The sequence below is a fragment of the Streptomyces sp. bgisy027 genome (assembly GCF_057710365.1).
In genome coordinates this window covers 41,154-66,980 of sequence record NZ_JBYIVZ010000054.1, presented here as the reverse complement: position 1 = coordinate 66,980, position 25,827 = coordinate 41,154, and the positions used below count along the sequence as shown (strand labels likewise).

Annotated in this window: 25 protein-coding genes and 2 riboswitches; of the genes, 18 read left to right on the top strand and 7 right to left on the bottom strand. The window is 70.1% G+C overall.

Going from position 1 to position 25,827, the window contains the following annotated elements:
• Positions 1-51: 51 nt before the first annotated feature.
• Entirely contained in the window at positions 52-429 is a 378-nt protein-coding gene (gene gcvH / locus AC3ETA_RS38675; RefSeq protein WP_107902594.1) for a glycine cleavage system protein GcvH, read from the bottom strand.
• 123 nt (positions 430-552) lie between these two features.
• On the bottom strand, positions 553-1,671 hold the full coding sequence (gene gcvT / locus AC3ETA_RS38670) for a glycine cleavage system aminomethyltransferase GcvT (protein WP_432197580.1): 1,119 nt from the start codon (positions 1,669-1,671) through the stop codon (positions 553-555).
• A gap of 39 nt (positions 1,672-1,710) precedes the next feature.
• A riboswitch (glycine riboswitch) is annotated at positions 1,711-1,826 on the bottom strand.
• Positions 1,827-1,933, bottom strand: a riboswitch (glycine riboswitch).
• A gap of 169 nt (positions 1,934-2,102) precedes the next feature.
• On the opposite strand from gcvT, the gene AC3ETA_RS38665 reads away from it, so the two are divergent.
• The 9 genes from AC3ETA_RS38665 (at position 2,103) to AC3ETA_RS38625 (ending at position 12,038) form a co-directional block, all read left to right on the top strand.
• On the top strand, positions 2,103-2,777 hold the full coding sequence (locus tag AC3ETA_RS38665; RefSeq protein WP_432197579.1) for an AAA family ATPase: 675 nt from the start codon (positions 2,103-2,105) through the stop codon (positions 2,775-2,777).
• Positions 2,778-2,856: 79 nt separating this feature from the next.
• Positions 2,857-3,648, top strand: coding sequence for an enhanced serine sensitivity protein SseB (locus tag AC3ETA_RS38660; protein WP_432197578.1), 792 nt, complete (start codon positions 2,857-2,859; stop codon positions 3,646-3,648).
• 166 nt (positions 3,649-3,814) lie between these two features.
• Complete coding sequence (locus AC3ETA_RS38655; RefSeq protein ID WP_432197577.1) at positions 3,815-4,612, top strand: enhanced serine sensitivity protein SseB C-terminal domain-containing protein; 798 nt, start codon at positions 3,815-3,817, stop codon at positions 4,610-4,612.
• A 360-nt stretch (positions 4,613-4,972) separates the two neighbouring features.
• Positions 4,973-5,971 carry an ABC transporter permease gene (locus tag AC3ETA_RS38650; protein ID WP_432197576.1) on the top strand — a complete coding sequence of 333 codons (999 nt, stop codon included), beginning with the start codon at positions 4,973-4,975 and terminating at the stop codon, positions 5,969-5,971.
• Between the two features lie 27 nt (positions 5,972-5,998).
• The gene (locus tag AC3ETA_RS38645) at positions 5,999-7,750 is read left to right on the top strand and encodes an ABC transporter substrate-binding protein (RefSeq protein WP_488187657.1); all 1,752 of its coding nucleotides are present in this window, start codon (positions 5,999-6,001) and stop codon (positions 7,748-7,750) included.
• A gap of 93 nt (positions 7,751-7,843) precedes the next feature.
• Complete coding sequence (locus AC3ETA_RS38640) at positions 7,844-8,854, top strand: ABC transporter permease (RefSeq protein WP_432197575.1); 1,011 nt, start codon at positions 7,844-7,846, stop codon at positions 8,852-8,854.
• Positions 8,851-9,933 (top strand): ABC transporter ATP-binding protein, encoded by a 1,083-nt coding sequence (locus tag AC3ETA_RS38635; RefSeq protein WP_432197574.1) that lies wholly within the window; start codon positions 8,851-8,853, stop codon positions 9,931-9,933. The genes AC3ETA_RS38640 and AC3ETA_RS38635 overlap by 4 nt, the downstream gene beginning before the upstream one ends.
• A gap of 14 nt (positions 9,934-9,947) precedes the next feature.
• Positions 9,948-11,318, top strand: a complete 1,371-nt coding sequence (locus AC3ETA_RS38630; protein WP_432197584.1) for an ABC transporter ATP-binding protein — start codon at positions 9,948-9,950, stop codon at positions 11,316-11,318.
• A gap of 63 nt (positions 11,319-11,381) precedes the next feature.
• Complete coding sequence (locus AC3ETA_RS38625) at positions 11,382-12,038, top strand: trimeric intracellular cation channel family protein (RefSeq protein WP_432197583.1); 657 nt, start codon at positions 11,382-11,384, stop codon at positions 12,036-12,038.
• Here AC3ETA_RS38625 and AC3ETA_RS38620 read toward each other — a convergent pair.
• Positions 11,947-13,185 carry an alpha/beta hydrolase gene (locus AC3ETA_RS38620; RefSeq protein WP_432197573.1) on the bottom strand — a complete coding sequence of 413 codons (1,239 nt, stop codon included), beginning with the start codon at positions 13,183-13,185 and terminating at the stop codon, positions 11,947-11,949. The two genes, AC3ETA_RS38625 and AC3ETA_RS38620, sit on opposite strands and share 92 nt — an antisense overlap.
• A gap of 124 nt (positions 13,186-13,309) precedes the next feature.
• Here AC3ETA_RS38620 and AC3ETA_RS38615 point away from each other — a divergent pair, with 124 nt between their 5' ends.
• Positions 13,310-14,173 (top strand): thioesterase family protein, encoded by an 864-nt coding sequence (locus tag AC3ETA_RS38615; RefSeq protein WP_432197572.1) that lies wholly within the window; start codon positions 13,310-13,312, stop codon positions 14,171-14,173.
• 776 nt (positions 14,174-14,949) lie between these two features.
• On the opposite strand, the gene AC3ETA_RS38610 is transcribed toward AC3ETA_RS38615, so the two are convergent.
• On the bottom strand, positions 14,950-15,576 hold the full coding sequence (locus AC3ETA_RS38610) for a TetR family transcriptional regulator (RefSeq protein WP_432197571.1): 627 nt from the start codon (positions 15,574-15,576) through the stop codon (positions 14,950-14,952).
• Positions 15,577-15,738: 162 nt separating this feature from the next.
• Between AC3ETA_RS38610 and AC3ETA_RS38605 the strand changes: the two genes are divergently transcribed.
• From AC3ETA_RS38605 to AC3ETA_RS38595, 3 genes are all read left to right on the top strand, one after another.
• Entirely contained in the window at positions 15,739-15,891 is a 153-nt protein-coding gene (locus AC3ETA_RS38605) for a hypothetical protein (protein WP_432197570.1), read from the top strand.
• A 55-nt stretch (positions 15,892-15,946) separates the two neighbouring features.
• Positions 15,947-16,225, top strand: coding sequence for a DUF4190 domain-containing protein (locus AC3ETA_RS38600; protein ID WP_432197569.1), 279 nt, complete (start codon positions 15,947-15,949; stop codon positions 16,223-16,225).
• A 126-nt stretch (positions 16,226-16,351) separates the two neighbouring features.
• Positions 16,352-17,527, top strand: a complete 1,176-nt coding sequence (locus AC3ETA_RS38595; protein ID WP_432197568.1) for a cysteine desulfurase family protein — start codon at positions 16,352-16,354, stop codon at positions 17,525-17,527.
• A 351-nt stretch (positions 17,528-17,878) separates the two neighbouring features.
• On the opposite strand, the gene AC3ETA_RS38590 is transcribed toward AC3ETA_RS38595, so the two are convergent.
• The gene (locus AC3ETA_RS38590) at positions 17,879-18,544 is read right to left on the bottom strand and encodes an N-acetylmuramoyl-L-alanine amidase (protein WP_432197567.1); all 666 of its coding nucleotides are present in this window, start codon (positions 18,542-18,544) and stop codon (positions 17,879-17,881) included.
• A gap of 60 nt (positions 18,545-18,604) precedes the next feature.
• Here AC3ETA_RS38590 and mnmA point away from each other — a divergent pair, with 60 nt between their 5' ends.
• The gene (gene mnmA / locus AC3ETA_RS38585) at positions 18,605-19,735 is read left to right on the top strand and encodes a tRNA 2-thiouridine(34) synthase MnmA (RefSeq protein WP_432197566.1); all 1,131 of its coding nucleotides are present in this window, start codon (positions 18,605-18,607) and stop codon (positions 19,733-19,735) included.
• Between the two features lie 210 nt (positions 19,736-19,945).
• Here mnmA and AC3ETA_RS38580 read toward each other — a convergent pair whose 3' ends face one another.
• Positions 19,946-20,725: an alpha/beta fold hydrolase gene (locus AC3ETA_RS38580; RefSeq protein WP_432197565.1), complete on the bottom strand. Its 780-nt coding sequence runs from the start codon at positions 20,723-20,725 to the stop codon at positions 19,946-19,948.
• A gap of 37 nt (positions 20,726-20,762) precedes the next feature.
• Positions 20,763-21,086 carry a DUF427 domain-containing protein gene (locus AC3ETA_RS38575; RefSeq protein WP_432197564.1) on the bottom strand — a complete coding sequence of 108 codons (324 nt, stop codon included), beginning with the start codon at positions 21,084-21,086 and terminating at the stop codon, positions 20,763-20,765.
• A gap of 51 nt (positions 21,087-21,137) precedes the next feature.
• On the opposite strand from AC3ETA_RS38575, the gene AC3ETA_RS38570 reads away from it, so the two are divergent.
• The 4 genes from AC3ETA_RS38570 to ligA all read left to right on the top strand — a co-directional run bounded on the left by AC3ETA_RS38570 (position 21,138) and on the right by ligA (position 25,791).
• Positions 21,138-21,701: an LOG family protein gene (locus tag AC3ETA_RS38570; protein WP_432197563.1), complete on the top strand. Its 564-nt coding sequence runs from the start codon at positions 21,138-21,140 to the stop codon at positions 21,699-21,701.
• An 18-nt stretch (positions 21,702-21,719) separates the two neighbouring features.
• Positions 21,720-22,418, top strand: a complete 699-nt coding sequence (locus AC3ETA_RS38565) for an SDR family oxidoreductase (RefSeq protein WP_432197562.1) — start codon at positions 21,720-21,722, stop codon at positions 22,416-22,418.
• A 119-nt stretch (positions 22,419-22,537) separates the two neighbouring features.
• The gene (locus tag AC3ETA_RS38560) at positions 22,538-23,545 is read left to right on the top strand and encodes a methionine synthase (RefSeq protein ID WP_432197561.1); all 1,008 of its coding nucleotides are present in this window, start codon (positions 22,538-22,540) and stop codon (positions 23,543-23,545) included.
• A gap of 14 nt (positions 23,546-23,559) precedes the next feature.
• On the top strand, positions 23,560-25,791 hold the full coding sequence (gene ligA, locus AC3ETA_RS38555; RefSeq protein WP_432197560.1) for an NAD-dependent DNA ligase LigA: 2,232 nt from the start codon (positions 23,560-23,562) through the stop codon (positions 25,789-25,791).
• The last annotated feature ends 36 nt before the right edge of the window (positions 25,792-25,827 follow it).

The window sequence follows — 25,827 nt, the reverse complement described above, 5'->3', positions numbered from 1 at the left end:
GGTGTTCAGAAGAGACTTGTCGGGCGTGTCAGACATAAGGGATACGACTCCTCAGCCGGCGGTGTGGGCGACGTACTCGTCGGCGGAGAGCAGGTCGGCCGGCTCCTCCGTGATGCGGACCTTGAACAGCCAGCCACCCTCGAAGGGGGCGGAGTTCACGAGCGCCGGGTCGTTCACCACGTCCTCGTTGATCTCGGTGACCTCACCGGTGACGGGGGAGTACAGGTCGGAGACGGACTTGGTCGACTCCAGCTCGCCGCAGGTGTCACCCGCGGTCACGGTCGAGCCGACCTCGGGGAGCTGGGCGTAGACGACGTCGCCGAGCGCGTTGGCCGCGAACTCGGTGATGCCGACCGTCGAGACGCCGTCCTCGGCGGTCGACAGCCACTCGTGTTCCTTGCTGTAGCGCAGCTGCTGGGGGTTGCTCATGGCCTGAATTCTCCTGTACGCGCGGGAGTGGTGATGAATGAGGGACCGCTGGATGCGTGCGTGATCAGCGGAGATGTGCGCAGGGTCACGCACGTGTGCCGCTGTCAGTCTCTTCTTGCGGCGCTACTTCTGCCGCTTGTAGAACGGCAGCGCCACGACCTCGTAGGGCTCGTGGCTGCCCCGGATGTCCACGCCGACCCCGGCGGTGCCGGGCGCCGAGTGCGCGGCGTCGACGTACGCCATGGCGATGGGCCTGCCCAGGGTGGGGGAGGGCGCACCGGAGGTGACCTCGCCGATGACCTCGCCGCCGGCGACGACCGGGTACCCGGCACGCGGGACGCGACGCCCCTCGGCGATCAGGCCGACCAGCACGCGCGGCGGGTTCTGGGAGGCGCGCTCGGCGGCCTCGGTGAGCGCCTCGCGCCCGACGAAGTCGCCCTCCTTCTCGAACTTCACCACCCGGCCGAGCCCGGCGTCGAAGGGGGTCAGGGCGGTGGTCAGCTCGTGGCCGTACAGCGGCATGCCCGCCTCCAGGCGCAGCGTGTCCCGGCAGGAGAGCCCGCAGGGGACCAGGCCGACGCCCTCGCCGGCCTCGGTGAGCGCCTGCCACAGCTGCACGGCGTGCTCCGGCTTCACGAACAGCTCGAAGCCGTCCTCGCCGGTGTAGCCCGTGCGGGCGATGAGCGCGGGGACGCCGGCGACGGTGCCGGGCAGGCCGGCGTAGTACTTCAGGCCGTCCAGGTCGGCGTCGGTCAGCGACTTCAGGATGCCGGGGGACTCGGGGCCCTGGACGGCCAGCAGCGCGTAGGCGTCGCGGTCGTCGCGGACCTCGGCGTCGAAGCCGGCGGATCGTTCCATCAGGGCGTCGAGCACGACCTGGGCGTTGGAGGCGTTGGCGACGACCATGTACTCGGTCTCGGCGAGCCGGTAGACGATCAGGTCGTCGAGGATGCCGCCGTCGGCCTGGCAGATCATGGTGTAGCGGGCGCGGCCGACGCCGACGGAGGCGATGTTGCCGACGAGGGCGTGGTTCAGCAGCCGGGCCGCGTCCGGGCCGGTCACGGTGATCTCGCCCATGTGCGAGAGGTCGAACAGGCCGGCCCTGGTGCGTACGGCGTTGTGCTCGTCGCGCTCGGAGGCGTAGCGCAGGGGCATGTCCCAGCCGGCGAAGTCGGTCATCGTCGCGCCGAGCGAGCGATGCAGGGCATCGAGCGCGGTACGACGGGATTCGGTGCTGCTCATCGGTCCGTTGTCTCCCAAAGGCATGACAGGCGAGGTCGTTCCTCCCCATCTGTCATCGGAACCTGAGAGGTTCGCCATGATCCCGAAGACGGTGATCACGGCTTGCACCTTGGGTGGAGCCGCTGCGCACACAGCGACCCGCTTTTCAGATGTGCCTCGCCCGCGCGGTAACGGGGCCTGAGAGATTCAAGGGAGGGACTTGCTCCTTCGGCGCCCCAGCGATGCACCGATGCACTGCTGGGAACTCTCCCGCGCGGATTCAAACGGCCGGTATGCAGTTGGCGCCGCCATCATTGCATGCCGGACCCCGTCGGGGGCAGGCCATGTCTGTAACCGGCTTGTGGCAGGAAGCGAACGAAAAGGAAGAGATCCTCTATTACCTTCTCTTTACGCTCAGTGGGGATGGGGACTCCTGACCCCGGAGGAGGACGATGACGGTGAACCGCACCACGGCGTACGCCACGACCTCGGGCGTCGCGCTGCCCGAGCAGAGCGCGGCACCCCGTGTCGAAGCGCACGTCGCGTGCCCCGCGCCCGTGGTCCGGGATCTGCGCGAGCGCTCCGGTCACAGCCCGCACGCGCTGCTCTTCGGCCCCAAGGACCTCGTCGTGATCACCGGCCTGCCCGGCAGCGGCAAGTCGACGCTCATGCGGCGGACGGTGAAGGGTCTGCGCATCGACTCCCAGGACACCCGGGACCGCTGGGACGCCCGGATGCCGGGCTTCCTCCCGTACGCCGTCTACCGCCCCCTGGTCCGCCTCGCGCACTACGCCGGGCTGCGCCGCGCGCTGCGCTCCGGCGAGGGCGTCGTCGTGCACGACTGCGGCACGCAGGCCTGGGTGCGCGGCTGGCTGGCCCGCGCGGCGCGCCGCCGGGGCGGCACCCTGCATCTGCTGCTCCTCGACGTGACGCCGGGCACCGCCCTGGAGGGCCAGCGCGAGCGCGGCCGGGGCGTCTCGCGGTACGCCTTCCTGCGGCACCGCCGAGCGGCCTCCCGGCTGCTGCGCTCGGCGGCGAAGGGCGAGCTGCCGCAGGGCTGCGGTTCGGCGGTGCTGATCGACCGGGACGCGGCGGACGTGCTGCGCCGGATCGGTTTCGCGGGCTGACGGTCCGCAGCCCTGGCGGGGGCGGACACCGGCTAGCCTTCTGAGCCTCAGACGTGGTTCACAGCAGGCGGTCAGACAGATGGACTTCCCAGCGGATCTCCCCGCGGACTTCTCGGCCCGGGCCCACCTCCACCCGCACGGAGGCTGGCCCGGCAACGAACTGGAGGAGGTGCTCTCCTCCTCCCTCGGCACGCCCTCGGCGGGCGGCCGGATCATCGAGGTGCTGGGCCGCAGCTTCGTGTGGGTGCCCCTGCCCAACGGCGGCGGCCCGCACAGCGGCCCGCTGGATCTGCCCACGGTGGAGATCGGGGGCCAGGGGTACGTCCCGGTCTTCAGCTCCGAGGAGCAGTTCCGGCAGGTCGTCGGCTCCCACATGGCGTTCACCGTCGCCCCGGCCGTGGAGTTCGCGCGCGGCCTGCCGCCGCACGTGGGCATCGCCGTGAACCCGGACGGCGTGGTCGGCGTCCCGCTGCCCCCGGCGGCCGTCGCCGAGCTCTGCCGGGTGGGCCGCACCCCGCTGGACGGCTCCACCTCCGGCGGCCGGGTCAAGCTCTACGAGCCGGACTGGCAGGAGGACCCGATCGACTTCCTCGCCGCGGCCTCGGCCGAGTTCGCCGCGACCGGCGTGGTCGCGACGGCCCGCCGCTGCCTTGCGGCGATCGAGACGGCCGCCCCGGTGATGTTCATAGGCGTCGAACTCTCCCACTGGGAGGGCGACCTGCGCGCCGCCCCCACCGAGGCACTGTCCCGAGCCCTCACCCGCACCCCCCTGCCCTGGCAGGTCAACCTGGTCCTCCTGGACGTGGCCCAGGACCCGGTGATCGAGTGGATGCGCGCGAAGGTACGGCCGTTCTACACGCGCGACTCCTGACGCCCGTCAGGGGCAGCGCCCCTCCACAGGCGCGGGGAACTGCGCGACAAGCCACCCACGACCCGCGGCAAGCAGCCCACAATAGGACCCGAGCTCCATCCGGCTCTCCCAGCGGAGCGCCTAAGCTTGGGCTCACAAGCCATGTTTCCCGAAGGGGCGGTACATCGTGAGCGCGAGCGGCACAACCTCGACCGGACAGGTCGAGCACATGCTGCGCCAGGTGACGCCCGGGCGCTACGACGCCTACGAGGCCCTCCTGCGGGCCCTCGCCACCCCTTCCACCGGCCAGGTCTGGATGCTGCTCTGGCACGGCCAGGCCGGCTCCCCGGACGCCCAGTACGGAAACATGGAGGTCGACGGGTACGGCTACGCCCCGTGCGTCACCTCCGCCCAGGAGCTCTCCGCGAGCGGCTGGAACCGCAGCTATGAAGTGGTCGACGGCGTCGACGTGGCCCGCACCCTCTACCCGGATCACTACGGCCTCTGGCTGAACCCGCACGCCCCGGGCGGCGGCGTCGGCATCCCCTGGCTCGATCTGCGCCGCATCGCGACCGGCCTGGACCGCCAGCCCGCCGGTCCGCTGCGGCTGTCGGAACCCGGCATCGAGATCCCGCAGTTCTACGCCCTGCTCGCGCAGAACGCCCACCGGACCCAGGCCGTCCGCTCGTTGCGCCGCGCCTGGGTGCAGCCGGCGCTCGGCGCGCCGTATCTCGCCATCGGCCTCGATGTGTACGACACCAGCCCGCCCGCGGTGGACTCGGTGCGCTCGATGATGCTCCAGTCGATCGCCGCGGTCCCGGACGGGCTGCCGGTGTCGACCGTGGCGATGTCCGACGAGGACGATCCGATCGCCATGTGGATGCGCGCGAGCACCCGTCCGTTCTACGACCGCGAGGCGCACGCCGCACCCGCGCAGGCACCCGCCGGCGGCTACGGTTACCCACCGGCACAGGGCCGTTACTGATCATCGAAGGCGCTAATCTACCGTTCCGTCGGTATCCCGACTTCGTAGGCGCGCAAGGGTGTTGACTGCGGTTTCATAGGCAAATCTCCGCGCGTAGATGCGATCGGAAGGTCCTGGTCCGCCCCCATACGCCCCAACTGACTCGCGTCCGCCGGGCGTTACCCGCTGTTCGGATAACGGAACCCCCCAGACAGCATCACGGTTGCGCATACTTTCCCTGTCACCTCTGGCAACAGATCGCCAAAGCGTTGAAGACTCCCCGCAAGACGTGGGCCGGTCGGTCCTGTGTACGAGAAAGCAACCGCTACAGCGGCAGCCATGGGGGTCGACAACCGTCGGCCGAGAGGGGTCAATCTCACCGTGACCGCACCGATCGAGACAACGGGGGCGGAGGCTGAGGCGCAGCCCGAGGTCGTGCTCTCCGGAGTCAAGAAGAGCCAGATCGAGGGGCGTTCGCTCTCCCAGATCGCCTGGATGCGCTTCAAGCGTGACAAGGTCGCCGTGGCCGGAGGCATCGTCGTTCTCTGCCTGGTGCTGATGGCGGTGCTCTCCAAGCCGATCCAGTGGGTGTTCGGCCTCGACCCCAACAAGTTCAACCAGGACCTGATCGATCCGGCTCTGCTGGCCCCCAAGGGCGGCTGGGGCGGAATGAGTTGGGACCACCCTCTGGGCGTCGACCCCCAGTACGGCCGCGACATGCTCGCCCGCATCATCGACGGCTCCTGGGTGTCGCTGGTCGTCGCGGGCGGCGCCACGCTCCTGTCCGTGGCCATCGGCACGGTGCTCGGCGTGATCGCCGGGTACTACGGCGGCTGGGTCGACAGCGTTATCAGCAGGCTGATGGACACCTTCCTGGCGTTCCCGCTGCTGCTGTTCGCGATCTCGATCTCCGCCTCCGTGCAGGACGGCTTCTTCGGGCTGGAGGGTCTGACGCTGCGCATCTGCGTGCTGATCTTCGTGATCGGCTTCTTCAGCTGGCCGTACATCGGCCGCATCGTCCGCGCGCAGACGATGACGCTGCGCCGGCGAGAGTTCATCGAGGCCTCCACGAGCCTCGGCGCCCGCGGGCCGTACATCCTGTTCCGCGAGCTGCTCCCCAACCTCGTCGCGCCGATCCTCGTCTACGCGACGCTGATCATCCCGACGAACATCCTCTTCGAGGCCGCGCTGAGCTTCCTCGGAGTCGGTATCGCTCCGCCGCAGGCCTCCTGGGGCGGAATGCTCAGCAACGCTGTCGATCTGTACACCGCAGATCCGCAGTACATGTTCGTGCCCGGATTGGCGATCTTCATCACCGTCCTGGCCTTCAACCTGCTGGGTGACGGGCTGCGTGACGCCCTCGACCCTCGCAGCAAGTGATCCATCGATAGAGGGGGCTTTCCTCAGGTGAAGACGAGAAGGGTGACCGCCGCGATCGCGTCGGTCCTGGCGCTCTCGCTGGGTGCTGCCGCATGTGGTGGCGGGGATGACAGTGACGACAACGGCGGAGGCAACGGCAAGAAGGACGCCGCGCTGTCCTCCATCGTCAACGCGTCGACGAAGAAGGGGGGCACGGTCACGTACGAGCACTCGGACGTTCCCGACTCCCTGGACCCGGGCAACACGTACTACGGCTGGGTGCAGAACTTCTCCCGCCTCTACGCGCGTGCGCTGACGACGTTCAAGCCGGCTGCCGGCAAGGAAGGCCTGGAGGTCGTCCCCGACCTGGCCGAGTCCCTGGGTACGCCGAGCGCCGACGCCAAGACCTGGACGTACAAGCTCCGCCAGGGCCTGAAGTACCAGGACGGCACGCCGATCACGTCCAAGGACGTGAAGTACGCCATCGAGCGTTCCAACTTCGCGCCCGAGGCGCTGTCCAACGGCCCGACGTACTTCAAGTCGTATCTTGAGGGCGGCGACAAGTACAAGGGCCCCTACAAGGACAAGTCCGCGGACGGCATCAAGTCCATCGAGACGCCGGACGACAGCACGATCGTCTTCAAGTTGAAGCAGCCCTTCGCCGACTTCGACTACCTGGCGACGTTCTCGCAGACGGCTCCGGTGCCGCAGGCCAAGGACACCGGCGCGAAGTACGTGCAGAACATCGTGTCCTCCGGTCCGTACCAGTTCGAGTCCTACGAGGAGGGCCGCAGCGCCACCCTCGTGCGCAACAAGAACTGGGACGCCAAGACGGACCCGATCCGCAAGGCGCTGCCGGACAAGATCTCGATCAAGTTCAAGGTCAACCCGGTGACGGTCGACAACGACCTGCTCTCGGACAAGATCACGGCCGACGCGGCGGGCACCGGTGTCCAGCCGGCGACCCAGCCGAAGGTGCTGACCGGTAAGAACGTCGCCTCGACGGACGCCTCTTACGCCGGTGCGACGCAGTACATCGCGCTGAACGTCAACGTGAAGCCGTTCGACAACGCCGACTGCCGCAAGGCCGTGCAGTGGGCCGTCGACAAGAAGTCCGTCCAGGACGCCATCGGTGGTTCGCCGAAGGGTGACGTGGCGAGCACGCTGCTGCCCCCGTCGGTGAACGGCTACACCAAGTTCGACACCTACGCCACGGACGGCAACAAGGGCGACGTGGCCAAGGCCAAGGAAGCCCTGAAGGCGTGTGGCAAGCCGAACGGCTTCGACACGATCCTGACCGCGCGTTCGGACCGTCCCGCCGAGGTGGCGACCGCCACGGCCGTTCAGGCGTCGCTGAAGAAGGTCGGCATCAACGTCGAGATCAAGCAGTTCCCGTCGGGCAAGTACTTCTCCAACTTCGCCGGTGTCCCGAGCTACGTGCACGACAACAAGCTCGGCATGCTGTCGATGGCCTGGGGTGCCGACTGGCCGACCGGCTTCGGTTTCCTCGACCAGATCGTCAACGGCGCGGCCATCAAGCCCTCCGGTGGCAACAACCTGATGGAGCTGGACGACCCGAAGATCAACAAGGCCCTGACGGACGCGATCGCCAACACCGACGACGCGGCCCGCACCAAGGCCTGGGGCGACATCGACAAGATGGTGATGGACAACGCCTCGGTCGTCCCGCTGATCTACCGCAAGAACCTGCTGTACCGGCCGGAGTCCGCGGCCAACGTCACGGTCACGCAGGCCTACCTCGGCATGTACGACTACACGCTGCTGAGCTCCACCAAGTAGTGGCCGTCAGGCCGGATTCCCCGAAAGGCAGGTGAAGGCGCCGGATGGCCGGGGCGGGCACAATCCGCCCCGGCCGTCCGGAGCCGTACAGCTGTGGCTGCGTACATCATCCGACGCGTCTTCGGCGCGGTGCTGTTGCTGCTGGTGGTCAGCGCAGTCACCTTCGCGATCTTCTTCCTCGTGCCACGGCTCGGTGGCCAGACCGCCGACCAGCTGGCCACGCAGTATGTCGGCAAGGACGCCAACCCCGAGTCCGTCGCCGCCATCAAGCAGAACCTCGGGCTGGACCAGCCCATCGCCGTCCAGTACTGGGACTACATCAAGGGCCTCGTGGTGGGCGCCGACTACAAGTTCGGTCCCGACGCCACCCGTTGTGACGCCCCCTGCTTCGGCTACTCGTTCAAGAGTCACGTCGAGGTGTGGCCCCAGCTGACGGAGCGGATTCCGGTCTCCTTCTCGCTGGCCGTCGGTGCCGCCGTGATCTGGCTGATCTTCGGTGTCACGACCGGCGTCATCTCGGCGCTGCGCAAGGGCAAGCCCATCGACCGCATCTCGATGTTCATCGCCCTCGCCGGCGTCTCCCTGCCGATCTTCTTCACCGGCCAGGTGCTCAACGCCCTGTTCGTGTACGAGATCCCCATCTGGGACAGCATCGAGTACGTCCCGTTCACCGAGAATCCGGCCGACTGGGCCTGGCATCTGATCCTGCCCTGGATCAGCCTCGCCTTCCTCTTCTCCGCGCTCTACGCCCGACTCACCCGGGCGGGCATGCTGGAGACGATGGGTGAGGACTACATCAGAACGGCGAGGGCCAAGGGTCTCAAGGAGACCACGGTCGTCGCCAAGCACGGCCTGCGCGCCGCGCTGACGCCGATCGTGACCATCTTCGGCATGGACTTCGGCATCCTCGTCGGCTCCGCGGTGCTCACCGAGACCGTCTTCTCCTTGCAGGGCATCGGTGCCTACGCGGTCCAGTCCATCAAGGACAACGACCTGCCCATCGTGATGGGCGTGACCCTGGTCGCCGCGTTCTTCATCGTCTTCTGCAATCTCGTCGTCGACCTGGTGTACGCCGCCATCGACCCCCGGGTGAGGTACTCGTGAGCAAGCTCGAGAAAGCGGCACTCGGCGAACCCGCCGCGGCCGCCCCGTCCGACACGGACGGCGCCTTCCTTTCGGTACGCGATCTGCGTATCCACTTCAACACGGACGACGGTCTGGTGAAGTCCGTCGACGGCGTCAGCTTCGACGTGCAGCGGGGCAGGACCCTGGGCATCGTCGGCGAGTCCGGCTCCGGCAAGTCCGTCACCTCGCTCGGTGTGATGGGCCTGCACCGCTCGGCCAATGCCAAGGTCACCGGTGAAGTCTGGCTCGACGGCCAGGAGTTGATCGCCGCCGACCCCGACGAGGTCCGCCGGCTGCGCGGCCGCAAGATGGCGATGATCTTCCAGGACCCGCTGTCGGCGATGCACCCGTACTACTCGGTCGGGCAGCAGATCGTCGAGGCGTACCGGGTCCACCACAAGGTCAGCAAGAAGGAGGCCCGCACCCGGGCCATCGAGATGCTGGACCGCGTGGGCATCCCCGAGCCGAACAAGCGCGTCGACGGCTACCCGCACGAGTTCTCCGGCGGTATGCGCCAGCGCGCCATGATCGCCATGGCGCTGGTGAACAACCCCGAGCTGCTCATCGCCGACGAGCCGACCACCGCCCTGGACGTCACCGTGCAGGCGCAGATCCTCGACCTGATCCGGGACCTGCAGAAGGAGTTCGGCTCCGCGGTCATCATGATCACGCACGACCTCGGTGTCGTCGCGGAGATGGCCGACGACCTGCTGGTGATGTACGGCGGCCGGCCCGTGGAGCGCGGCCCCGCCGACTCCGTCTTCTCCGAGCCCCGCCACCCCTACACCTGGGGCCTGCTCGGCTCGATGCCGCGCCTGGACCGCGAGGAGACCGAGCGTCTCATCCCGATCAAGGGCTCCCCGCCCTCGTTGATCAATGTCCCGTCCGGCTGCGCCTTCAACCCGCGCTGCCCGTACGCGGACATTCCGAAGGACGACGTCACCCGCACGGTCCGCCCCGAGCTGACCGAGGTCGGCGAGCGACACTGGGCCGCCTGCCACATGGGCCAGGAGCAGCGGGAGCGTATCTGGACCGAAGAGATTGCGCCGAAGCTGTGAGCGACGAAAAAGCGGTGAACATCCCCGCGCAGAAGGACAGCGACACCCTCACGAAGGACGGCGCCGCCGACGGCGAGGTCCTGCTGAGGGTCAAGGGCCTTCAGAAGCACTTCCCGATCCGCAAGGGGCTGCTCCAGCGGCAGACCGGCGCGGTGCGCGCGGTCGACGGCCTCGACTTCGAGGTCCGCAAGGGCGAGACGCTGGGCGTCGTCGGCGAGTCGGGCTGCGGCAAGTCGACGATGGGCCGGCTGATCACCAGGCTGCTCGAACCGACCGGCGGCACGGTCGAGTTCGAGGGCCGGGACATCACGCACCTCGGCGTCGGGCAGATGCGCCCGATGCGCCGTGACGTGCAGATGATCTTCCAGGACCCGTACTCCTCGCTGAACCCGCGGCACACCATCGGCACGATCGTCGGCGCCCCCTTCAAGCTCCAGGGCGTCATGCCGGAGGGCGGGGTGAAGAAGGAGGTCCAGCGGCTGCTGTCGGTGGTCGGTCTGAACCCCGAGCACTACAACCGCTACCCGCACGAGTTCTCCGGCGGTCAGCGCCAGCGCATCGGCATCGCGCGCGCCCTCGCGCTCAACCCGAAGCTGGTCGTGGCCGACGAACCGGTCTCCGCCCTGGACGTGTCGATCCAGGCGCAGGTCGTGAACCTGCTGGACGACCTCCAGGAAGAGCTCGGCCTCACGTACGTGATCATCGCCCACGACCTGTCCGTCGTACGGCACGTCTCGGACCGCATCGCGGTGATGTACCTCGGCAAGATCGTCGAGCTCGCCGACCGCGAGTCGCTCTACACGGCGCCGATGCACCCGTACACCAAGGCCCTGATGTCGGCGGTGCCGATCCCGGACCCCAAGCGCCGCGGCACCAAGAGCGAGCGGATCCTGCTGCGCGGCGACGTGCCCTCGCCGATCTCGCCGCCGAGCGGCTGCCGCTTCCACACGCGGTGCTGGAAGGCGACGGAGGTCTGCAAGACCACGGAGCCGCCGCTGCTGGAGCTGCTGCCCGGCCGGCGTGTGGCGTGCCACCACCCCGAGAACTTCGAGGACCAGCAGCCGCAGGAGACCGTCCTGCTGTCGGTGGCCAAGGAGGCGGCGGAGCTGTTGGCCGACGAGGTGCTCACGGAGTCGGCGGCCACGTCGGCGGCGGTCGCGGCGGAGGTCACGGCCACGGAGGCCGAGGACGCCGTGGCCGAGGACACATCGGTCGCTGAGGACGAGGCCTCCGAGGCTGAGGCGACATCCGAGGCTGAGGCGACATCCGAGGCTGAGGCGACATCCGAGGCTGAGGCGACATCCGAGGCTGAGGCGACCTCCGAGGCTGAGGCGACCTCCGAGGAGCAGGCCGGGGAGCCGTCCTCCGAAACCACCGAGAAGTAACCCAAGCCGGGCCCCTGCCTTCCTTTGCAAGGCGGGGGCTCTGTGCTGGGTGAGAATGTACGGGTGTTCCAGCAACTGTTCAGCCCGTCCGTCCAGCACACGCTCGACCTGATCGGCATCTTCGTCTTCGCGATCTCCGGCGCCCTGCTGGCCGTCCGCAAGAACTTCGACGTCTTCGGCATCGCCGTACTCGCCGAGGTCACGGCCCTGGGCGGCGGGCTGTTCCGGGACGTGGTCATCGGGGCCGTGCCCCCGGCCGCGTTCACGGACCTGGGGTACTTCCTCACCCCGCTGCTCGCAGCTCTCCTGGTCTTCTTCCTCCACCCGCACGTGGAGCGCATCCAGACCGGCGTGAACGTCTTCGACGCGGCGGGCCTCGGCCTGTTCTGCGTCGCCGGGACGGCGAAGGCGTACGACTACGGCCTCAACCTCACCGCCTCCGTCGCCCTGGGCCTGGCGACCGCCGTGGGCGGCGGTGTGCTGCGTGACGTCCTGGCCAACGAGGTGCCGTCACTGCTGCGCTGGGACCGTGACCTGTACGCGGTCCCGGCGATCGTCGGCGCCACGATGACCGTTCTGTGCATCCACTACGACGCCCTGAACCCGCTGACCAGTGCGCTCGCGGCCGTCACGGCCTTCGTGCTGCGTCTGCTGGCGATGCGCTTCCACTGGCGAGCTCCGCGTGCCTGGAACCGGCGGTCGACGGTGCGAGAGGAGTAGTCCCGGGCGCCGTGCCGGTGCGGTGCTCGTCGCCCATCACCTCGGTCAGCCAGCGGAAGGCGGGCACGACCTGCGGCTTCCACAGCGCCATGGTGTGGCCGCCGGCGTCCGTCGGGACGAACACGACGTTCACGGTCGTGGGCGCCTTCGCGATCCGCTGGAGGGCCATGGCCGCCTCGTAGCCGTCGTTCGGCTGACCGGACAGGTACAGCGCGACGCGCGGCGGGATGCGGGAGTCCTTCAGCAATTCGCAGGGGTTGTTCGCGGCCCGCAGCGCCGGGGACCTGCCGGCCAGCGACTGGGGCACCGCGGCGGGGTCGTTGTAGCCGGACATGCTGACCGCGGCCCGGTAGCGGTCGGGGTGGGCGACGGCGAGCTTCGCCGCGCAGTGCGCGCCCGCCGAGTACCCGGCCACCGCCCAGCCGTCCGGCGCGGCCTGCGCCCGGAAGTTGTCCCGGACCATCTTCGGCACGTCGACGCTGAGCCAGCTGTCGGCGTTGACCTTGCCCGGGATGTTCGCGCAGCCGGTGTCCTTGCCGGGCAGCAGCGCGGTGCGCGGCGAGACGATGATGAACGGCTCGATCTGCCCGCTGCGCATCAGCGGCGCCAGCTGCTGGGCCGCGTCCATCGTGCCGTACCAGGCCTTCGACGAGCCCGGATAGCCAGGCAGCACCTCGACGACCGGGAACCTGTGGTTGCGGTAGGCGGGCTGGTGGTACTGCGGCGGCAGCCAGACGTGGACCTCGGCGTGCACTCCGGACACCCGGCCCTTGAGGTGCGTGACGAGCACTCCGCCCTCCGCGCGCATGCCGGGCCCCTTCGCCTGCTTGAAGGTCTGCCGGACCTTGGGCAGCTTCTCCAGCGCGATCCCGCCCGTGCCGCTCGCCCCGAGATCGGCGGCCTCGTGCACATGGTCGCTGGAGCCGAGCAGGTCGCCCCAGTTGTCGTACAGCTGGTTGGAGTTGTTGACCAGCGTGAAGACCAGCGCGACGGCCGTGCCCTGGGCGAACAGCACCATCAGCACCCGGGCGGCGCCCCGCACGACCTTGGGGCCGCCCACCCGTGACCACAGGGCGAGCGGCAGCGCCACGGCGACGACGCACAGGACGACGAGTGTGTAGAGGAACGGGGCCCCGGTGAGACTCATGTCCTGATAGAGGGGGAGATCGGGCCCCGGGTTTCGGACGAGCCGGACACTTGCCGAAAAGTTGCCCGGATCTCACCAGATTCCAAAGCTACCGCTTAGTAGTTAGCTGTTGTACGGTTCATCCATGCCAGAAGCAGCCCCCGCCCCGACGGCCCAGCGGGCCACGATCGGCGACAGCGAGTTCGACCGCGACACCGCGCTCACCCGCCGCGAACCCGGCGTCTACGACATCGACCTCTCCGCCGGCTGGACCATCATCAGCGCCGTCAACGGCGGCTATCTGCTGGCGGTCCTCGGCCGCGCCCTCGCGGACGCCCTGCCGCACGCCGACCCGTTCACGATCTCCGCGCACTACCTCACCGCCTCCCAGCCGGGCCCGGCGGTCGTCCGCACGGACGTGGTGCGCACGGGCCGGACCCTGTCGACCGGCCAGGCCTCGCTCTTCCAGTACGACGAGCAGGGCCGCGAGGTCGAGCGGATCCGCGTCCTCGCCTCCTACGGCGACCTCGACTCCCTCCCCGACGACGTCCGTACGACGGCCAGGCCGCCCGTGATCCCGCCGATGGAACACTGCTTCGGCCCCGAGGACGGTCCCGCCCCCGTCGACGGCAGCTCGGCGATCACCGACCGTCTGATGCTCAAGCTCGACCCGGCCACCCTGGGCTGGGCGCTCGGGCAGCCCTCCGGCCGGGGCGAGATGCGCGCCTGGTTCGGCCTGGCCGACGGCCGTGCCGCCGACCCCTTCTCGCTGCTCCTCGCGGTGGACGCGCTGCCGCCGACCGCCTTCGAGATCGGCATCTCCGGCTGGGTCCCCACGGTCGAGCTGACCGCCCACATACGCTGCCGCCCGGCTCCCGGCCCGCTGCGGGTGTCGGTCACCACCCGCAACCTCGCGGGCGGCTTCCTGGAGGAGGACGCCGAGGTCTGGGACAGCGCCGACCGGCTGGTGGCCCAGTCGAGGCAGCTGGCGAGAGCACGGCTCAGCTGAGACGCGCCCTTCGGGGGCGCGGGGAACGGCGCGACAAGCCACGGGTGACCCGCGGCCGCACACGAACCGCGGTGGCAGCCCGGTAGGCGCACAGGCCGCCGACAGCGGATCCTCAGGTGGGCCCTGGCCGGGGTTGGTTGAGTTCCCGCTCCAGGACTTTTCTCATCCTCCATGGAGCGGTCTCTCATGAAGCGTGCGCGTCTCCTCCCCGCCGTGGCCCTGCTGGCGCTCTCGCCCCTGGCCCTGGTGGCCTGCGGGTCCGGCGACTCTTCGTCGACGTCGAACAGCGGCGGTTCCGGGCAGCGGCAGTCGTGCGGGCAGCCTTCGGGCGCGCCCTCGGACATGCCGAGCGGGGCGCCGTCGGGTGCGGCCTCGGATATGCCGAGCGGGGCGCCGTCGGGTGCGGCCTCGGCCGGTGCGGCTGGTGCTCCCGGTGCCTCCGGTGCGCCGTCGGGGGCGCCCAGTGGTGCGCCTTCGGGTGCGCCCAGTGGTGCTTCGAGCGGTGCTCCGGGCGGTGCGCCGAGTGGTGCTCCGAGTGGTGCTCCGGGCGGGGGGCAGGGTGCTCCCGGTGGGGGACCGGGCGGCGGCTGCGGCGGTGGTCCGGGTGGCGGGTCGGCGCCGAGTGGCGCCCCGAGTGGCGCCCCGAGTGGTGCCCCGAGTGGCGCGCCGGGCGTGGCGGGTTCCGCGACCGACGGCTGACGCGCGACGCGGTACGGCACGGATGAGGGCGGTACTCCCGGTTGCCGGGGGTGCCGCCCTGTTCGTGCTCCCCGGGCTCAGTCCAGCCAGTGCTCCCGGCCGATGCTGATCAGCCGCATCCGGCGGGTCGCGGCCTGCGCGACACGGTGCCGCTCGTCCTCCCGGGCCTCCAGCGCGTCCAGGAACAGCGAGGCCGTGATCAGCATCTGGTCGACGTAGAGGTGGGCGAGCATGAGGAGGTCCTCGTCGTTCCAGCCCTCGGAGAGCGGGTCCTTGGCGAGCGCTTCCTTCACTTCGCCCGCGAACCGGGCCAGTTGGTCCTGGATCGCCTCCCGAACGGACTGCACCCCGCCGTGCCGCTCGCGGGCGATGAAGCGCACATGCGCCGGATGCGTCTCGACATGGCCGGCGATCAGCTCGACGGCCCGCTCTATGCGTCGGTCGCTGTCGCCGACCGAGGAGACGATCGTGCGGATCATCGGGTGCAGACTGCCCAGCGCCTCCTCGACGAGGGCGACGCCGAGGTCGGCCGTGGAGCGGAAGTGCCGGTAGAAGGCGGTCGGGGCGACGCCGACCGCGCGGGTGACCTCGCGCAGGCCCAGGCTGCTCAGGCTCTGCTCCTCCAGCAGTCCCAACGCCGCGTCCAGCAGCGCCTGTCGGGTCTTCTGTTTCTGGGCCTGCCGAAGGCCGAGGGTGTGACTCATGCCATGCAGTTAACAACTGTTCTCTGGAATTGAAAAGCCGTGGGACACGCTAGACTTGGAGTCAGTGAACAGTTGTTACTACAACTGTTCACTCAAATGTAACGAGAGAGAGAATGCAACGAGAGAGATCGTCGCAAGAGATCTCGGAGGGGGATCCGACTCATGCTGTTCCTCGTCGCAGCGCTCCTGCTGCTGGGCGTGATGCTGGGCACCGTCGCCCACGCACCGCTCGCCTTCACCGTCGTCGCCGCCGGCGTGATCGCCGTCTGGCTGGCCGTCTTCGCCGCCCGAGAGCGGCACGCCCGTCGCGACTGACTCCACCGGTCGACTTCGCCGGCCGGACCGAACCGACACACAGGAGCTGACACCCATGCATCTCACCGCACCGGCCACCGCCCGCTCCGGCGCGCGCAGCCGCACCCGTGACGCCGACGGCATGGCCGTGGCGTCCTTCATCCTCGGCCTGCTCGGTCTGCTGGTCTTCAACGTGTTCCTCGGCCCGACCGCCATCGTCCTGGCCGCCGCGGCCCTGTGGCGCGGCACCGGCCGCAAGGGCCGGGCGTACCTGGGCATGGGGCTGGGCGTCGCCGACCTGCTGGTCCTGCTGGCGTTCATCCAGATGGACAGCACGCTGTCCTGGAGCTTCTAGGGGCGGTCGTCGCATGGGCGACGAGAGCACCGACTCCAGTGGGGAAGCCGTAGGGGCACCCCCGGCCGCAACCGGCCGACCTTGACACAAGGCCCCTTACCGGCGCCCTTTAGAATCGTGGCCACCATGGCTTACCTCGACCACGCCGCGACGACCCCCATGCTCCCGGAGGCGGCAGAGGCACTGACCGCCCAGCTGAGCGTCACGGGCAACGCCTCCTCCCTCCACGCATCCGGCCGCCGCGCGAGGCGCACCGTCGAGGAGGCCCGCGAGACCCTCGCGGAAGCGCTCGGCGCCCGCCCCAGCGAGGTCGTGCTGACCTCCGGCGGCACCGAGGCCGACAACCTCGCGGTCAAGGGCCTGTACTGGTCCCGCCGCGACGCCGACCCGGCGAGGACCCGCACCCGCGTCCTGGCCAGCCCCGTCGAGCACCATGCCGTCCTGGACGCCGTCCACTGGCTGGGTGAGCACGAGGGCGCCACGATCGAGTACCTCCCGGTCGACTCCCACGGGCGCGTCCACCCGGACGCCCTGCGCGAAGCGATCGCCCGCGACCCCCACGACGTCGCCCTGGCCACCGTGATGTGGGCCAACAACGAGATCGGCACCGTCATGCCGATCCGCGAACTGGCCGACGTGGCAGCCGAGTTCGACGTCCCCCTGCACGCCGACGCCGTCCAGGCCTTCGGCCAGGTCCCCGTCGACTTCGCCGCGTCCGGCCTCGCCGCCATGACCGTCTCCGGCCACAAGATCGGCGGCCCGTACGGCATCGGCGCCCTGCTGCTCGGCCGCGACCAGACCCCCGTACCCGTCCTGCACGGCGGCGGCCAGGAGCGCCATGTCCGCTCCGGCACCCTCGACGTCCCCGCCATCGCCTCCTTCGCGGTCGCCGGCCGCCTCGCCTCCGGACAACGCGAGTGGTTCGCCCGGGAGATCGGCGCCCTGCGCGACTCCCTGGTCGATGCGGTCCGTACGGCGGTCCCGGACGCGATCCTCGGCGGTGACCCGGCACCCGGCGGCCGTCTCCCCGCCAACGCCCACTTCACCTTCCCGGGCTGCGAGGGCGACTCCCTGCTTCTGCTGCTGGACGCCCAGGGCATCGAGTGCTCCACCGGCTCCGCCTGCACCGCGGGCGTCGCCCAGCCCAGCCACGTCCTGCTGGCCACCGGCACCGACCCCGACCTGGCCCGCGGCACCCTGCGCTTCTCCCTCGGCCACACCTCCACGGAGGCCGACGTCGAAGCGGTCGCCAAGGCGATCGGCCCGGCGGTGGAACGCGCGCGGGCGGCCGGTCTGACCTAGGGCCCCGGCCGGGTCCCATGGAGCGTCGACCGGGCCGCATGGTGTGTCGGCCGGGCCCCATGGTGCGTCGGCCGGTGTCGCTTGGAGCGCTGGCCGGTGTGGCGTGGTGCGCTGGACGGTGTGGCATGGAGCGCTGGCCGGTGTCGCATGGTGCGCCGGACGGTGTCGCATGGAGCGTCGGCCGTTGTGGCATGGTGCGCCGGACGGGCCCCATGGAGCGCTGGCCGGTGTGGCATGGAGCGTCGGCCGGTCTCCCATGGAGTGCCGGACTGTCTCCCGCGGAGTGCCGGCCGGTCTCCCGCGGAGTGCCGGACTGTCTTTCGCGGAGCGCCGGCCGGTCTCACGGGAGCGCTATGCGGGCGCCGTGTGCGCCGCTCGTACGAGCTTCATGTACCGGTCCCAGTCCCAGTGCTTTCCCGGGTCCGTGTGGTCGGTCCCCGGCACCTCCACGTGCCCGATGATGTGCTCGCGGTCGACGGGGATGTCGTAGCGCGCGCATATCCGGGCCGTCAGCCGCGCCGACGCCTCGTACATCTCGTCCGTGAGGTCCTGCGGGCGCTCCACGAAGCCTTCGTGTTCGATGCCGACACTGCGCTCGTTGTAGTCGCGGTTGCCCGCGTGGTACGCCACGTCCAGCTCGCGGATCATCTGCGTGATGCGGCCGTCCTTGCGGACGATGTAGTGCGCGGCCGCCCCGTGCTCCGGGTCCTGGAACACCTTCACCGCGCTGTCGAAGCTGCCCTGGGTGACATGGATGACCACCATGTCAATGCCGTAGTCGTCGGGCCGGTCCGCCCGCCGCCAGTTCGCGTCCGACGCCGCCACCCAGCGCGCGCCCGCGAAGTCGACCTCGCCCTCCTTGCGCGGCTTCTCCACGCCCGGCACCCGCCACCACAGGCGCGCCAACTCGTCCCGGGCCAGCACGGCCGAGCCCACCGCGGCCGCCGTCCCGCCGATGAGCAACGCACGACGCCCGACCTTCCGGTCGCCGTCCTTCGGAGCCTTCCGCTGTCCCATGTGATCGTCAACGGATACCCGGGGGCCCTGGTTCCCGCGCCCCCGTACCCTGGAAGGGTTATGACTGACACCGCGCAGCCCTCCCGCCCCCTCCGCGTCCTCGCCGCCATGTCCGGCGGGGTCGACTCCGCCGTCGCCGCCGCCCGCGCGGCCGAAGCGGGCCACGACGTCACCGGCGTCCACCTCGCGCTCTCCGCGAACCCTCAATCCTTCCGCACGGGCGCGCGGGGCTGTTGCACCATCGAGGACTCCCGCGACGCCCGCCGTGCCGCCGACGTCATCGGCATCCCGTTCTACGTGTGGGACCTCGCCGACCGCTTCCGCGAGGACGTCGTCGAGGACTTCATCGCCGAGTACGAGGCCGGCCGTACCCCGAACCCGTGCCTGCGCTGCAACGAGAAGATCAAGTTCGCGGCCCTCCTCGACAAGGCGCTGGCCCTCGGCTTCGACGCCGTCTGCACCGGGCACTACGCCACCGTCGTGCTGAACGACGACGGCACCCGCGAGCTGCACCGCGCCTCCGACATGGCCAAGGACCAGTCGTACGTCCTAGGCGTCCTGGACGAGAAGCAGCTGGCGCACGCGATGTTCCCGCTCGGCGACACGCTGACCACGAAGGACGAGATCCGCGCGGAGGCCGAGCGCCGTGGCCTCGCGGTCGCGAAGAAGCCCGACTCGCACGACATCTGCTTCATCGCCGACGGCGACACCCAGGGCTTCCTCGCACACCGCCTCGGCAAGGCCGAGGGCGACATCGTCGACGAGTCCGGCGCCAAGCTCGGCACGCACGAGGGCGCGTTCGGCTTCACCATCGGCCAGCGCAAGGGCCTGCGCATCGGCACCCCGGCCCCCGACGGCAAGCCGCGCTACGTCCTCGACATCTCGCCGGTGAACAACACCGTGACGGTCGGCCCGGCGGCCTCCCTGGACGTCGGCGCCCTCACCGCCATCAAGCCCCGCTGGTGCGGCGCCGCCCCGACCGGCCCCGGCACCTACACCGCCCAGCTGCGCGCCCACGGCGGCGAGACCGAGGTGACCGCCGAGCTGATCGACGGCTCCCTGGAGGTCACCTTCACCGAGCCCGTCCGCGGAGTGGCCCCCGGCCAGGCGATCGTCCTGTACGCCGACACGCGCGTGGTGGGCTCGGCGACGATCGCGTCCACGGTACGGGCGACACCGACGGCCGTCTGAGGCGACGGCCCGACGCCGGCGGGGCCGCGCGGTCACTCCGGTCGACGGTGCCGCGTGGTCACTTTGTCGGGCGGGTGGTCGGGTCATCTGGGTCGGAGGTGCCGTGCGGTCACTTTGTCGGGCGGGTCGTCGGGTCATCTCGGCCGACGTCCCGCGCGGTCACTTCGTCCGGCGAGTCGCCCGGTCACTTCGGCAGGCCGGGCCTCCGCGTCACTTCGCGAAGAACTCCGTCAGCACCGGCGCCAGCACGTCCGGCTCCACCATGTGGGTCTGCCCCTCAAGGCTCCGGTACGACCCGCCAGGCACCGTCTCGGCGACCGCGCGTGCCGCCTCGTGCATCCACGCGGGGCTCGCACTGCCCGCGACGGCCAGCACCGGCGCGGTGATCGACGCGAGCCGGTCCCGGGGCACCAGACCGTCGCCCATGACGGCGTTGTCGTAGGCCAGACTGGGCGCGATCGTCTCCATGCCGGCCCACATGGGGGACTGGCGGGCGCCCTGGATCATCTGCTCGGCCATCCCGGTCAGCCGCAGGAACAGCTCGACGGCGTCCCCGCGGCGGCCCTCGTCCAGCGCCTCGGTCAGCCGCTCGGTGTACTCGGCGCGCTCCTGCGCACCGCCCTCGTACACGGCGAACGGCACCTCGTAGACGGCGACCTGACGCACCGGCAGCCCGCTCGCCGCCGCCCGGAGCACCAGCGCGCCGCCCGAGGACGTGCCGTACAGCGCCGCCTCGCCGCCCAGCGCGTCGATCAGCGCGGCGAGATCCTCGACCTCGCGCTCCACCGCGTACGGCGACGCCGCACCGCTCGCGCCGCGCCCGCGCCGGTCGTACACAGCCACTCTGAAGTGCTTCGACAGGGGCACGGCCAGCGGCGCCACCGTGCCCCCGGTGGACATCGCCCCACTGACGAGGATCACCGCCGGGCCGTCACCGCTGGTCTCGTACGCGATGGAGGTGCCGTCGGCCGACTTGGTGTTCTTATCCATGTCTGTGGAGATTGCCGTACGGCGCGAAACTAATCGCTCACGACACTTCGACTTCGTAGAAGCAGAGGTGGTCCTTGATCTCTGCCACGTCCGGCTTCGGGTCCGGATAGGACCAGACGAGGTCCGTCGCGCCCGGCAGCGACCAGTAGGACGCCGTTCCCTTGAAGGGGCAGTACGTGTGGGTGTCGGAGGGGGTCAGCAGCTCCAGCCGTACGTCCTCGGCGGGGATGTAGTAGCGCGGGGGACAGCCCGTTTCGCGCAGGACGAGGGCGCGGTCGCTCTCCGCGAGGACCTGGTCGCCGTGCACGGCCCGCACGCGTCGCGTGCCCTGCTCGATCGTGATCGTGTGTCCATCAGCCATGACAGCGAAAGCGCTCGCGGGCGGCCGGTTCTTCCCGCGTACGGTGGCCGCATGCGAATCTGCGTCTTCCTCTCCGCCGCCGACCTCGACGACCGTTACACGCGCCCCGCGCGCGAGTTCGCGAAACTGCTGGGCAAGGGGGGTCACACGCTCGTCTGGGGCGGTTCCGACGTCGGACTGATGAAGGTCGTCGCGGACGGCGTGCAGGAGGCGGGCGGCAGGCTCGTCGGGGTCTCCGTGGAGTTCCTGGCCGCCAAGGTCCGCCCGGGCGTCGACGAGATGGTGGTCACCAAGGACCTCGCCGAGCGCAAGCGGCTGCTGCTGGAGAAGGCCGACGCCGTGGTGATCATGGTCGGCGGCACGGGCACGCTCGACGAGGCCACCGAGATCCTGGAGCTGAAGAAGCACGGCCACACGGACAAGCCGGTGGTCCTGCTCAACACCGCGGGCTTCTACGACGGCCTCAAGGAGCAGTTCCGCCGCATGGAGGACGAGGGCTTCCTGCCTCGTCCGCTGGCCGACCTGGTGTTCTTCGCCGAGGAGCCCGTCGGGGCGCTGGCGTACCTGGAGGCTGTGACGTCAGGGGCTCCCGCCGCGGACCGGGGCGTGGAGTGAATCCCCGCTGATGCGAGCATGGCGGGCATGGCTACACATGTGATCACCGGAGCCGGATCCGGCATCGGCGCGGCCGTCGCCCGCCGCCTGCACGCGCGCGGGGACGAACTCGTGCTCCACGCGCGCGACGCGGGCCGAGCGAAGGAAGTGGCGGCGGAGTTCCCCGGCGCGCGGACGCTCGTCGGCGACCTGGCGGACCCGGACAAGCTGTCCTGGGCCTTCTCCCACCAGTCGCTCCCGGACCGGGTGGACTCCCTGCTGCACATCGCCGGGGTCGTCGACCTCGGCCCGGTGGGCGACCTGACCCCGAAGACCTGGCGTCACCAGCTCAACGTCAATCTGATCGCCCCGGCCGAACTGACCCGGCACTTCCTCCCGCAGCTGCGCACCACCCGCGGCCACGTGATCTTCGTGAACTCCGGCGCCGGCCTCAACGCGCACGCCGACTGGTCCGCCTACGCCGCGTCGAAGCACGGCCTGAAGGCTCTCGCCGACTCGCTCCGCCATGAGGAGCACGGCAACGGCGTCCGCGTCACCTCGGTCTACCCCGGCCGCACGGCGAGTCCCATGCAGGCCAAGGTCCACCAGCAGGAGGGCAAGGAGTACGACGCCGCGAAGTGGATCGACCCCGAGTCGGTGGCGACGGCGATCCTGATGGCCCTGGACCTGCCGAGGGATGCCGAGGTCAACGACCTGACGGTGCGGCCGGGGCGCTGACACAGATCGACCTGACGGGCCCGGCCGGGGCGCTGACGCCGATCGGACTGACGGTGCGGCCGAGGCCGAACGGGCCGGACGGTTGAAGTCCGGTGCGCGGGGTTGCATAGGCTTCCCGGGTGAGTGAAAACAGCCCGTTCGCCTTCGCCCCCGCCACCGGCATCGGTTCCATGCCGGGCGGCGACGCCCGGGAAGCCGCCAAGACCGTCACCGGGTCCTTCGAGGACTTCCCGTTCCTCGCCGAACTGCCCGCCCGCGGGCCCGGTGCCGACATGATCGGGCGGACCGCCGGGATGCTCGTCGAGCTGTACGCGCGCGTGGAGCCCAGCGGCTGGCGGATCGGGGACCGCCCGGGGCGGGACACCAGGCGGGCCCGGTCCTGGCTGGGGGAGGACCTCGACGCGCTGGAGGAGTTCACCCAGGACTACGAGGGGCAGCTCAAGGTCCAGGCCGTGGGGCCCTGGACCCTGGCCGCCGCGCTGGAGCTGAAGAACGGCGAGGCCGCGCTCGGCGACCCCGGTGCCTGCCGCGACCTCGCCGCCTCGCTCGCCGAGGGACTGCGCCGGCACCTCGCGGAGGTCGGCCGCCGCGTGCCCGGCGCCCGGGTCGTGCTGCAGCTCGACGAGCCGTCCCTCACCTCCGTCCTGCGCGGGCAGGTGAAGACCGCCAGCGGATACCGGACATACCGTGCCGTGGACCGGCAGATCGTGGAGGCCGCGCTCCGCGACGTCGTCGGGGTTCACGGCGACGGGCCCGTCGTGGTCCACTCGTGCGCACCGGACGTCCCGTTCGTCCTGCTGCGCCGGGCGGGCGTGGCGGCGATCTCCTTCGACTTCTCCCTCCTCACCGAGCGTGACGACGACGCGATCGGCGAGGCGGTGGAATCGGGAACCCGGCTCTTCACCGGTGTCGTCCCGGGCACGGACGGCCCATTGTCAGACCCTGCCGGTAGCGTCATGGGTGTCAGGACGCTGTGGCGCAGGCTGGGACTGTCACCGGGGCTTCTCGCGGAGGCGGTCACCATCACGCCGTCGTGCGGACTCGCGGGGGCCTCTCCCGAGTACGCGCGCAAGGTTCTCGCCCACTGCGTCCGGGCGGCGAGATCCCTCGCGGACAACCCAGAGTAACGGGAGGAAACACGGTGGCCGGCGACAAGCAAGCGGAGACGACGGTGCCCACCGAGGCACGGGAGCAGCACGCGAAGCTCGCTGAGCAGATCGAGGAGCACCGCTTCCGGTACTACGTGAAGGACGCCCCGGTCGTCAGCGACGCGGAGTTCGACGAGCTGCTGCGCACCCTCGAAGCGCTGGAGGACGAGTACCCGCAGCTGCGCACCCCGGACTCGCCGACGCAGAAGGTGTCCGTCGAGTTCGAGACCGACCTGGCCGAGGTCGAGCACCGCGAGCGCATGCTCTCCCTCGACAACGTCTTCGACGACGCCGGGCTCGCCGCCTGGGCCGAGCGCGTCCACAAGGACGTCGGCACTCCCGGGTACCACTTCCTGTGCGAGCTGAAGGTCGACGGCCTCGCGGTGAACCTGACGTACGAGAACGGCAGGCTGACCCGCGCGGCCACCCGCGGCACGGGCCGGATCGGTGAGGACATCACGCCCAACGTGATGACGATCGCGGAGATCCCGCACCGGCTGACCGGCGACCACGTCCCCGGGCTCGTCGAGATCCGCGGCGAGGTCTACTTCCCGATGGAGGCGTTCGAGGCGCTCAACGCCCGCCGGGTCGCGGCCGGCGAGAAGCCCTACGCCAACCCGCGCAACTCCGCCTCGGGTTCACTGCGGCAGAAGGACCCGAAGGTCACCGCGACCCTTCCGCTGCACATGGTCGTCCACGGCATCGGCGCCCTGGAGGGCTTCGAGGGCCTGTCCCGGCTGTCCGGGGCGTACGACCTGCTCAAGTCCTGGGGCCTGCCCACCTCCCGGCACAACAGTGTGGTCGACGACCTCGACGGCGTCCGTGAGTTCATCGCGTACTACGGCGAGAACCGGCACTCCGTGGAGCACGAGATCGACGGGGTGGTCGTCAAGCTCGACGAGATCCCGCTCCAGGGCCGCCTCGGCTCGACCTCGCGCGCCCCGCGCTGGGCCATCGCGTACAAGTACGCGCCGGAGGAGGTCAACACCAAGCTCGTCAACATCCGTGTGGGTGTCGGCCGCACCGGCCGGGTCACGCCCTATGCCCAGGTCGAGCCCGTCACGGTCGCGGGCTCGGAGGTCGAGTTCGCCACCCTGCACAACCAGGACGTGGTCAAGGCCAAGGGTGTCCTCATCGGCGACACGGTGGTGCTGCGCAAGGCCGGTGACGTCATCCCGGAGATCCTCGGACCGGTCGTCGACCTGCGCGACGGCAGCGAGCGCGAGTTCGTGATGCCGGCCGAGTGCCCGGAGTGCGGCACGGCGCTCAGGCCCATGAAGGAGGGCGACGTCGACCTGCGCTGCCCGAACGCCCGCTCCTGCCCGGCCCAGTTGCGCGAGCGGCTGTTCTACCTCGCGGGCCGCAAGGCGCTGGACATCGAGCACTTCGGCTATGTGGCCGCGGCCGCGCTCACCAAGCCGCTGGAGCCCTCCCCCGAGCTCTCGGCTTCGCTCGAGCAGGGAGCACCCCCACCGCCGCCGCTGACGGACGAGGGCGACCTGTTCGACCTGAGTGCCGAGCAGCTGCTGCCCATCAGGGCGTACGTCCTCGACCAGGACAGCGGCCTGCCCAAGCGCGACCCGAAGACCGGCGAGGAGAAGATCGCCACGGTCTTCGCCAACCAGCAGGGAGAGCTCAAGAAGAACGCGGTTTCGATGCTGGAGTGCATCGCCGCCGCCAAGGAACGCCCGCTGGCCCGCGTCCTCACCGGCCTGTCGATCCGTCACGTGGGCCCGGTCGCCGCCGAGGCGCTGGCCCGTGAGTTCCGCTCCATCGAACGCATCGAGCAGGCGAGCGAGGAGGAGCTGGCGAACACCGACGGCGTCGGGTCGATCATCGCCGCCTCGCTCAAGGAGTGGTTCGCCGAGGAGTGGCACCAGGAAATCCTGCGCAAGTGGCGGGCGGCCGGCGTCCGCATGGAGGAGGAGGGCTCCGGGGAGGACGAGGGGCCGCGTCCGCTGGAGGGGCTCACGGTCGTCGTCACCGGCACACTGGAGCACTTCACGCGTGACGTGGCCAAGGAAGCGCTCCAGAGCCGCGGAGCGAAAGTAACCGGTTCCGTTTCGAAAAAGACATCTTTTGTTGTGGTGGGTGACAACCCCGGATCCAAGTACGACAAGGCGATGCAGGTGAAGGTGCCTGTCCTGAACGAGGACGGCTTCAATGTCCTGCTGGAACAGGGGCCGGAAGCGGCGGCCGAAGTTGCCCTCCCCGTGGAGGAGTAACGGTTGAAGGTGCCCCGATCGGCGCATATCAGATGC

What these genes read in the sequence shown, in the direction of transcription:
- AC3ETA_RS38575 (WP_432197564.1), bottom strand. Translation starts at nt 21,086, where the DNA reads ATGGCTGATGGACACACGATCACGATCGAGCAGGGCACGCGACGCGTG.
- AC3ETA_RS38615 (WP_432197572.1), top strand. Translation starts at nt 13,310, where the DNA reads ATGCCAGAAGCAGCCCCCGCCCCGACGGCCCAGCGGGCCACGATCGGC.
- AC3ETA_RS38605 (WP_432197570.1), top strand. Translation starts at nt 15,739, where the DNA reads ATGCTGTTCCTCGTCGCAGCGCTCCTGCTGCTGGGCGTGATGCTGGGC.
- AC3ETA_RS38665 (WP_432197579.1), top strand. Translation starts at nt 2,103, where the DNA reads ATGACGGTGAACCGCACCACGGCGTACGCCACGACCTCGGGCGTCGCG.
- AC3ETA_RS38565 (WP_432197562.1), top strand. Translation starts at nt 21,720, where the DNA reads ATGGCGGGCATGGCTACACATGTGATCACCGGAGCCGGATCCGGCATC.
- AC3ETA_RS38610 (WP_432197571.1), bottom strand. Translation starts at nt 15,576, where the DNA reads ATGAGTCACACCCTCGGCCTTCGGCAGGCCCAGAAACAGAAGACCCGA.
- AC3ETA_RS38620 (WP_432197573.1), bottom strand. Translation starts at nt 13,185, where the DNA reads ATGAGTCTCACCGGGGCCCCGTTCCTCTACACACTCGTCGTCCTGTGC.
- AC3ETA_RS38600 (WP_432197569.1), top strand. Translation starts at nt 15,947, where the DNA reads ATGCATCTCACCGCACCGGCCACCGCCCGCTCCGGCGCGCGCAGCCGC.
- AC3ETA_RS38595 (WP_432197568.1), top strand. Translation starts at nt 16,352, where the DNA reads ATGGCTTACCTCGACCACGCCGCGACGACCCCCATGCTCCCGGAGGCG.
- AC3ETA_RS38590 (WP_432197567.1), bottom strand. Translation starts at nt 18,544, where the DNA reads ATGGGACAGCGGAAGGCTCCGAAGGACGGCGACCGGAAGGTCGGGCGT.
- gcvH (WP_107902594.1), bottom strand. Translation starts at nt 429, where the DNA reads ATGAGCAACCCCCAGCAGCTGCGCTACAGCAAGGAACACGAGTGGCTG.
- AC3ETA_RS38580 (WP_432197565.1), bottom strand. Translation starts at nt 20,725, where the DNA reads ATGGATAAGAACACCAAGTCGGCCGACGGCACCTCCATCGCGTACGAG.
- gcvT (WP_432197580.1), bottom strand. Translation starts at nt 1,671, where the DNA reads ATGAGCAGCACCGAATCCCGTCGTACCGCGCTCGATGCCCTGCATCGC.
- mnmA (WP_432197566.1), top strand. Translation starts at nt 18,605, where the DNA reads ATGACTGACACCGCGCAGCCCTCCCGCCCCCTCCGCGTCCTCGCCGCC.
- AC3ETA_RS38570 (WP_432197563.1), top strand. Translation starts at nt 21,138, where the DNA reads ATGCGAATCTGCGTCTTCCTCTCCGCCGCCGACCTCGACGACCGTTAC.
- AC3ETA_RS38660 (WP_432197578.1), top strand. Translation starts at nt 2,857, where the DNA reads ATGGACTTCCCAGCGGATCTCCCCGCGGACTTCTCGGCCCGGGCCCAC.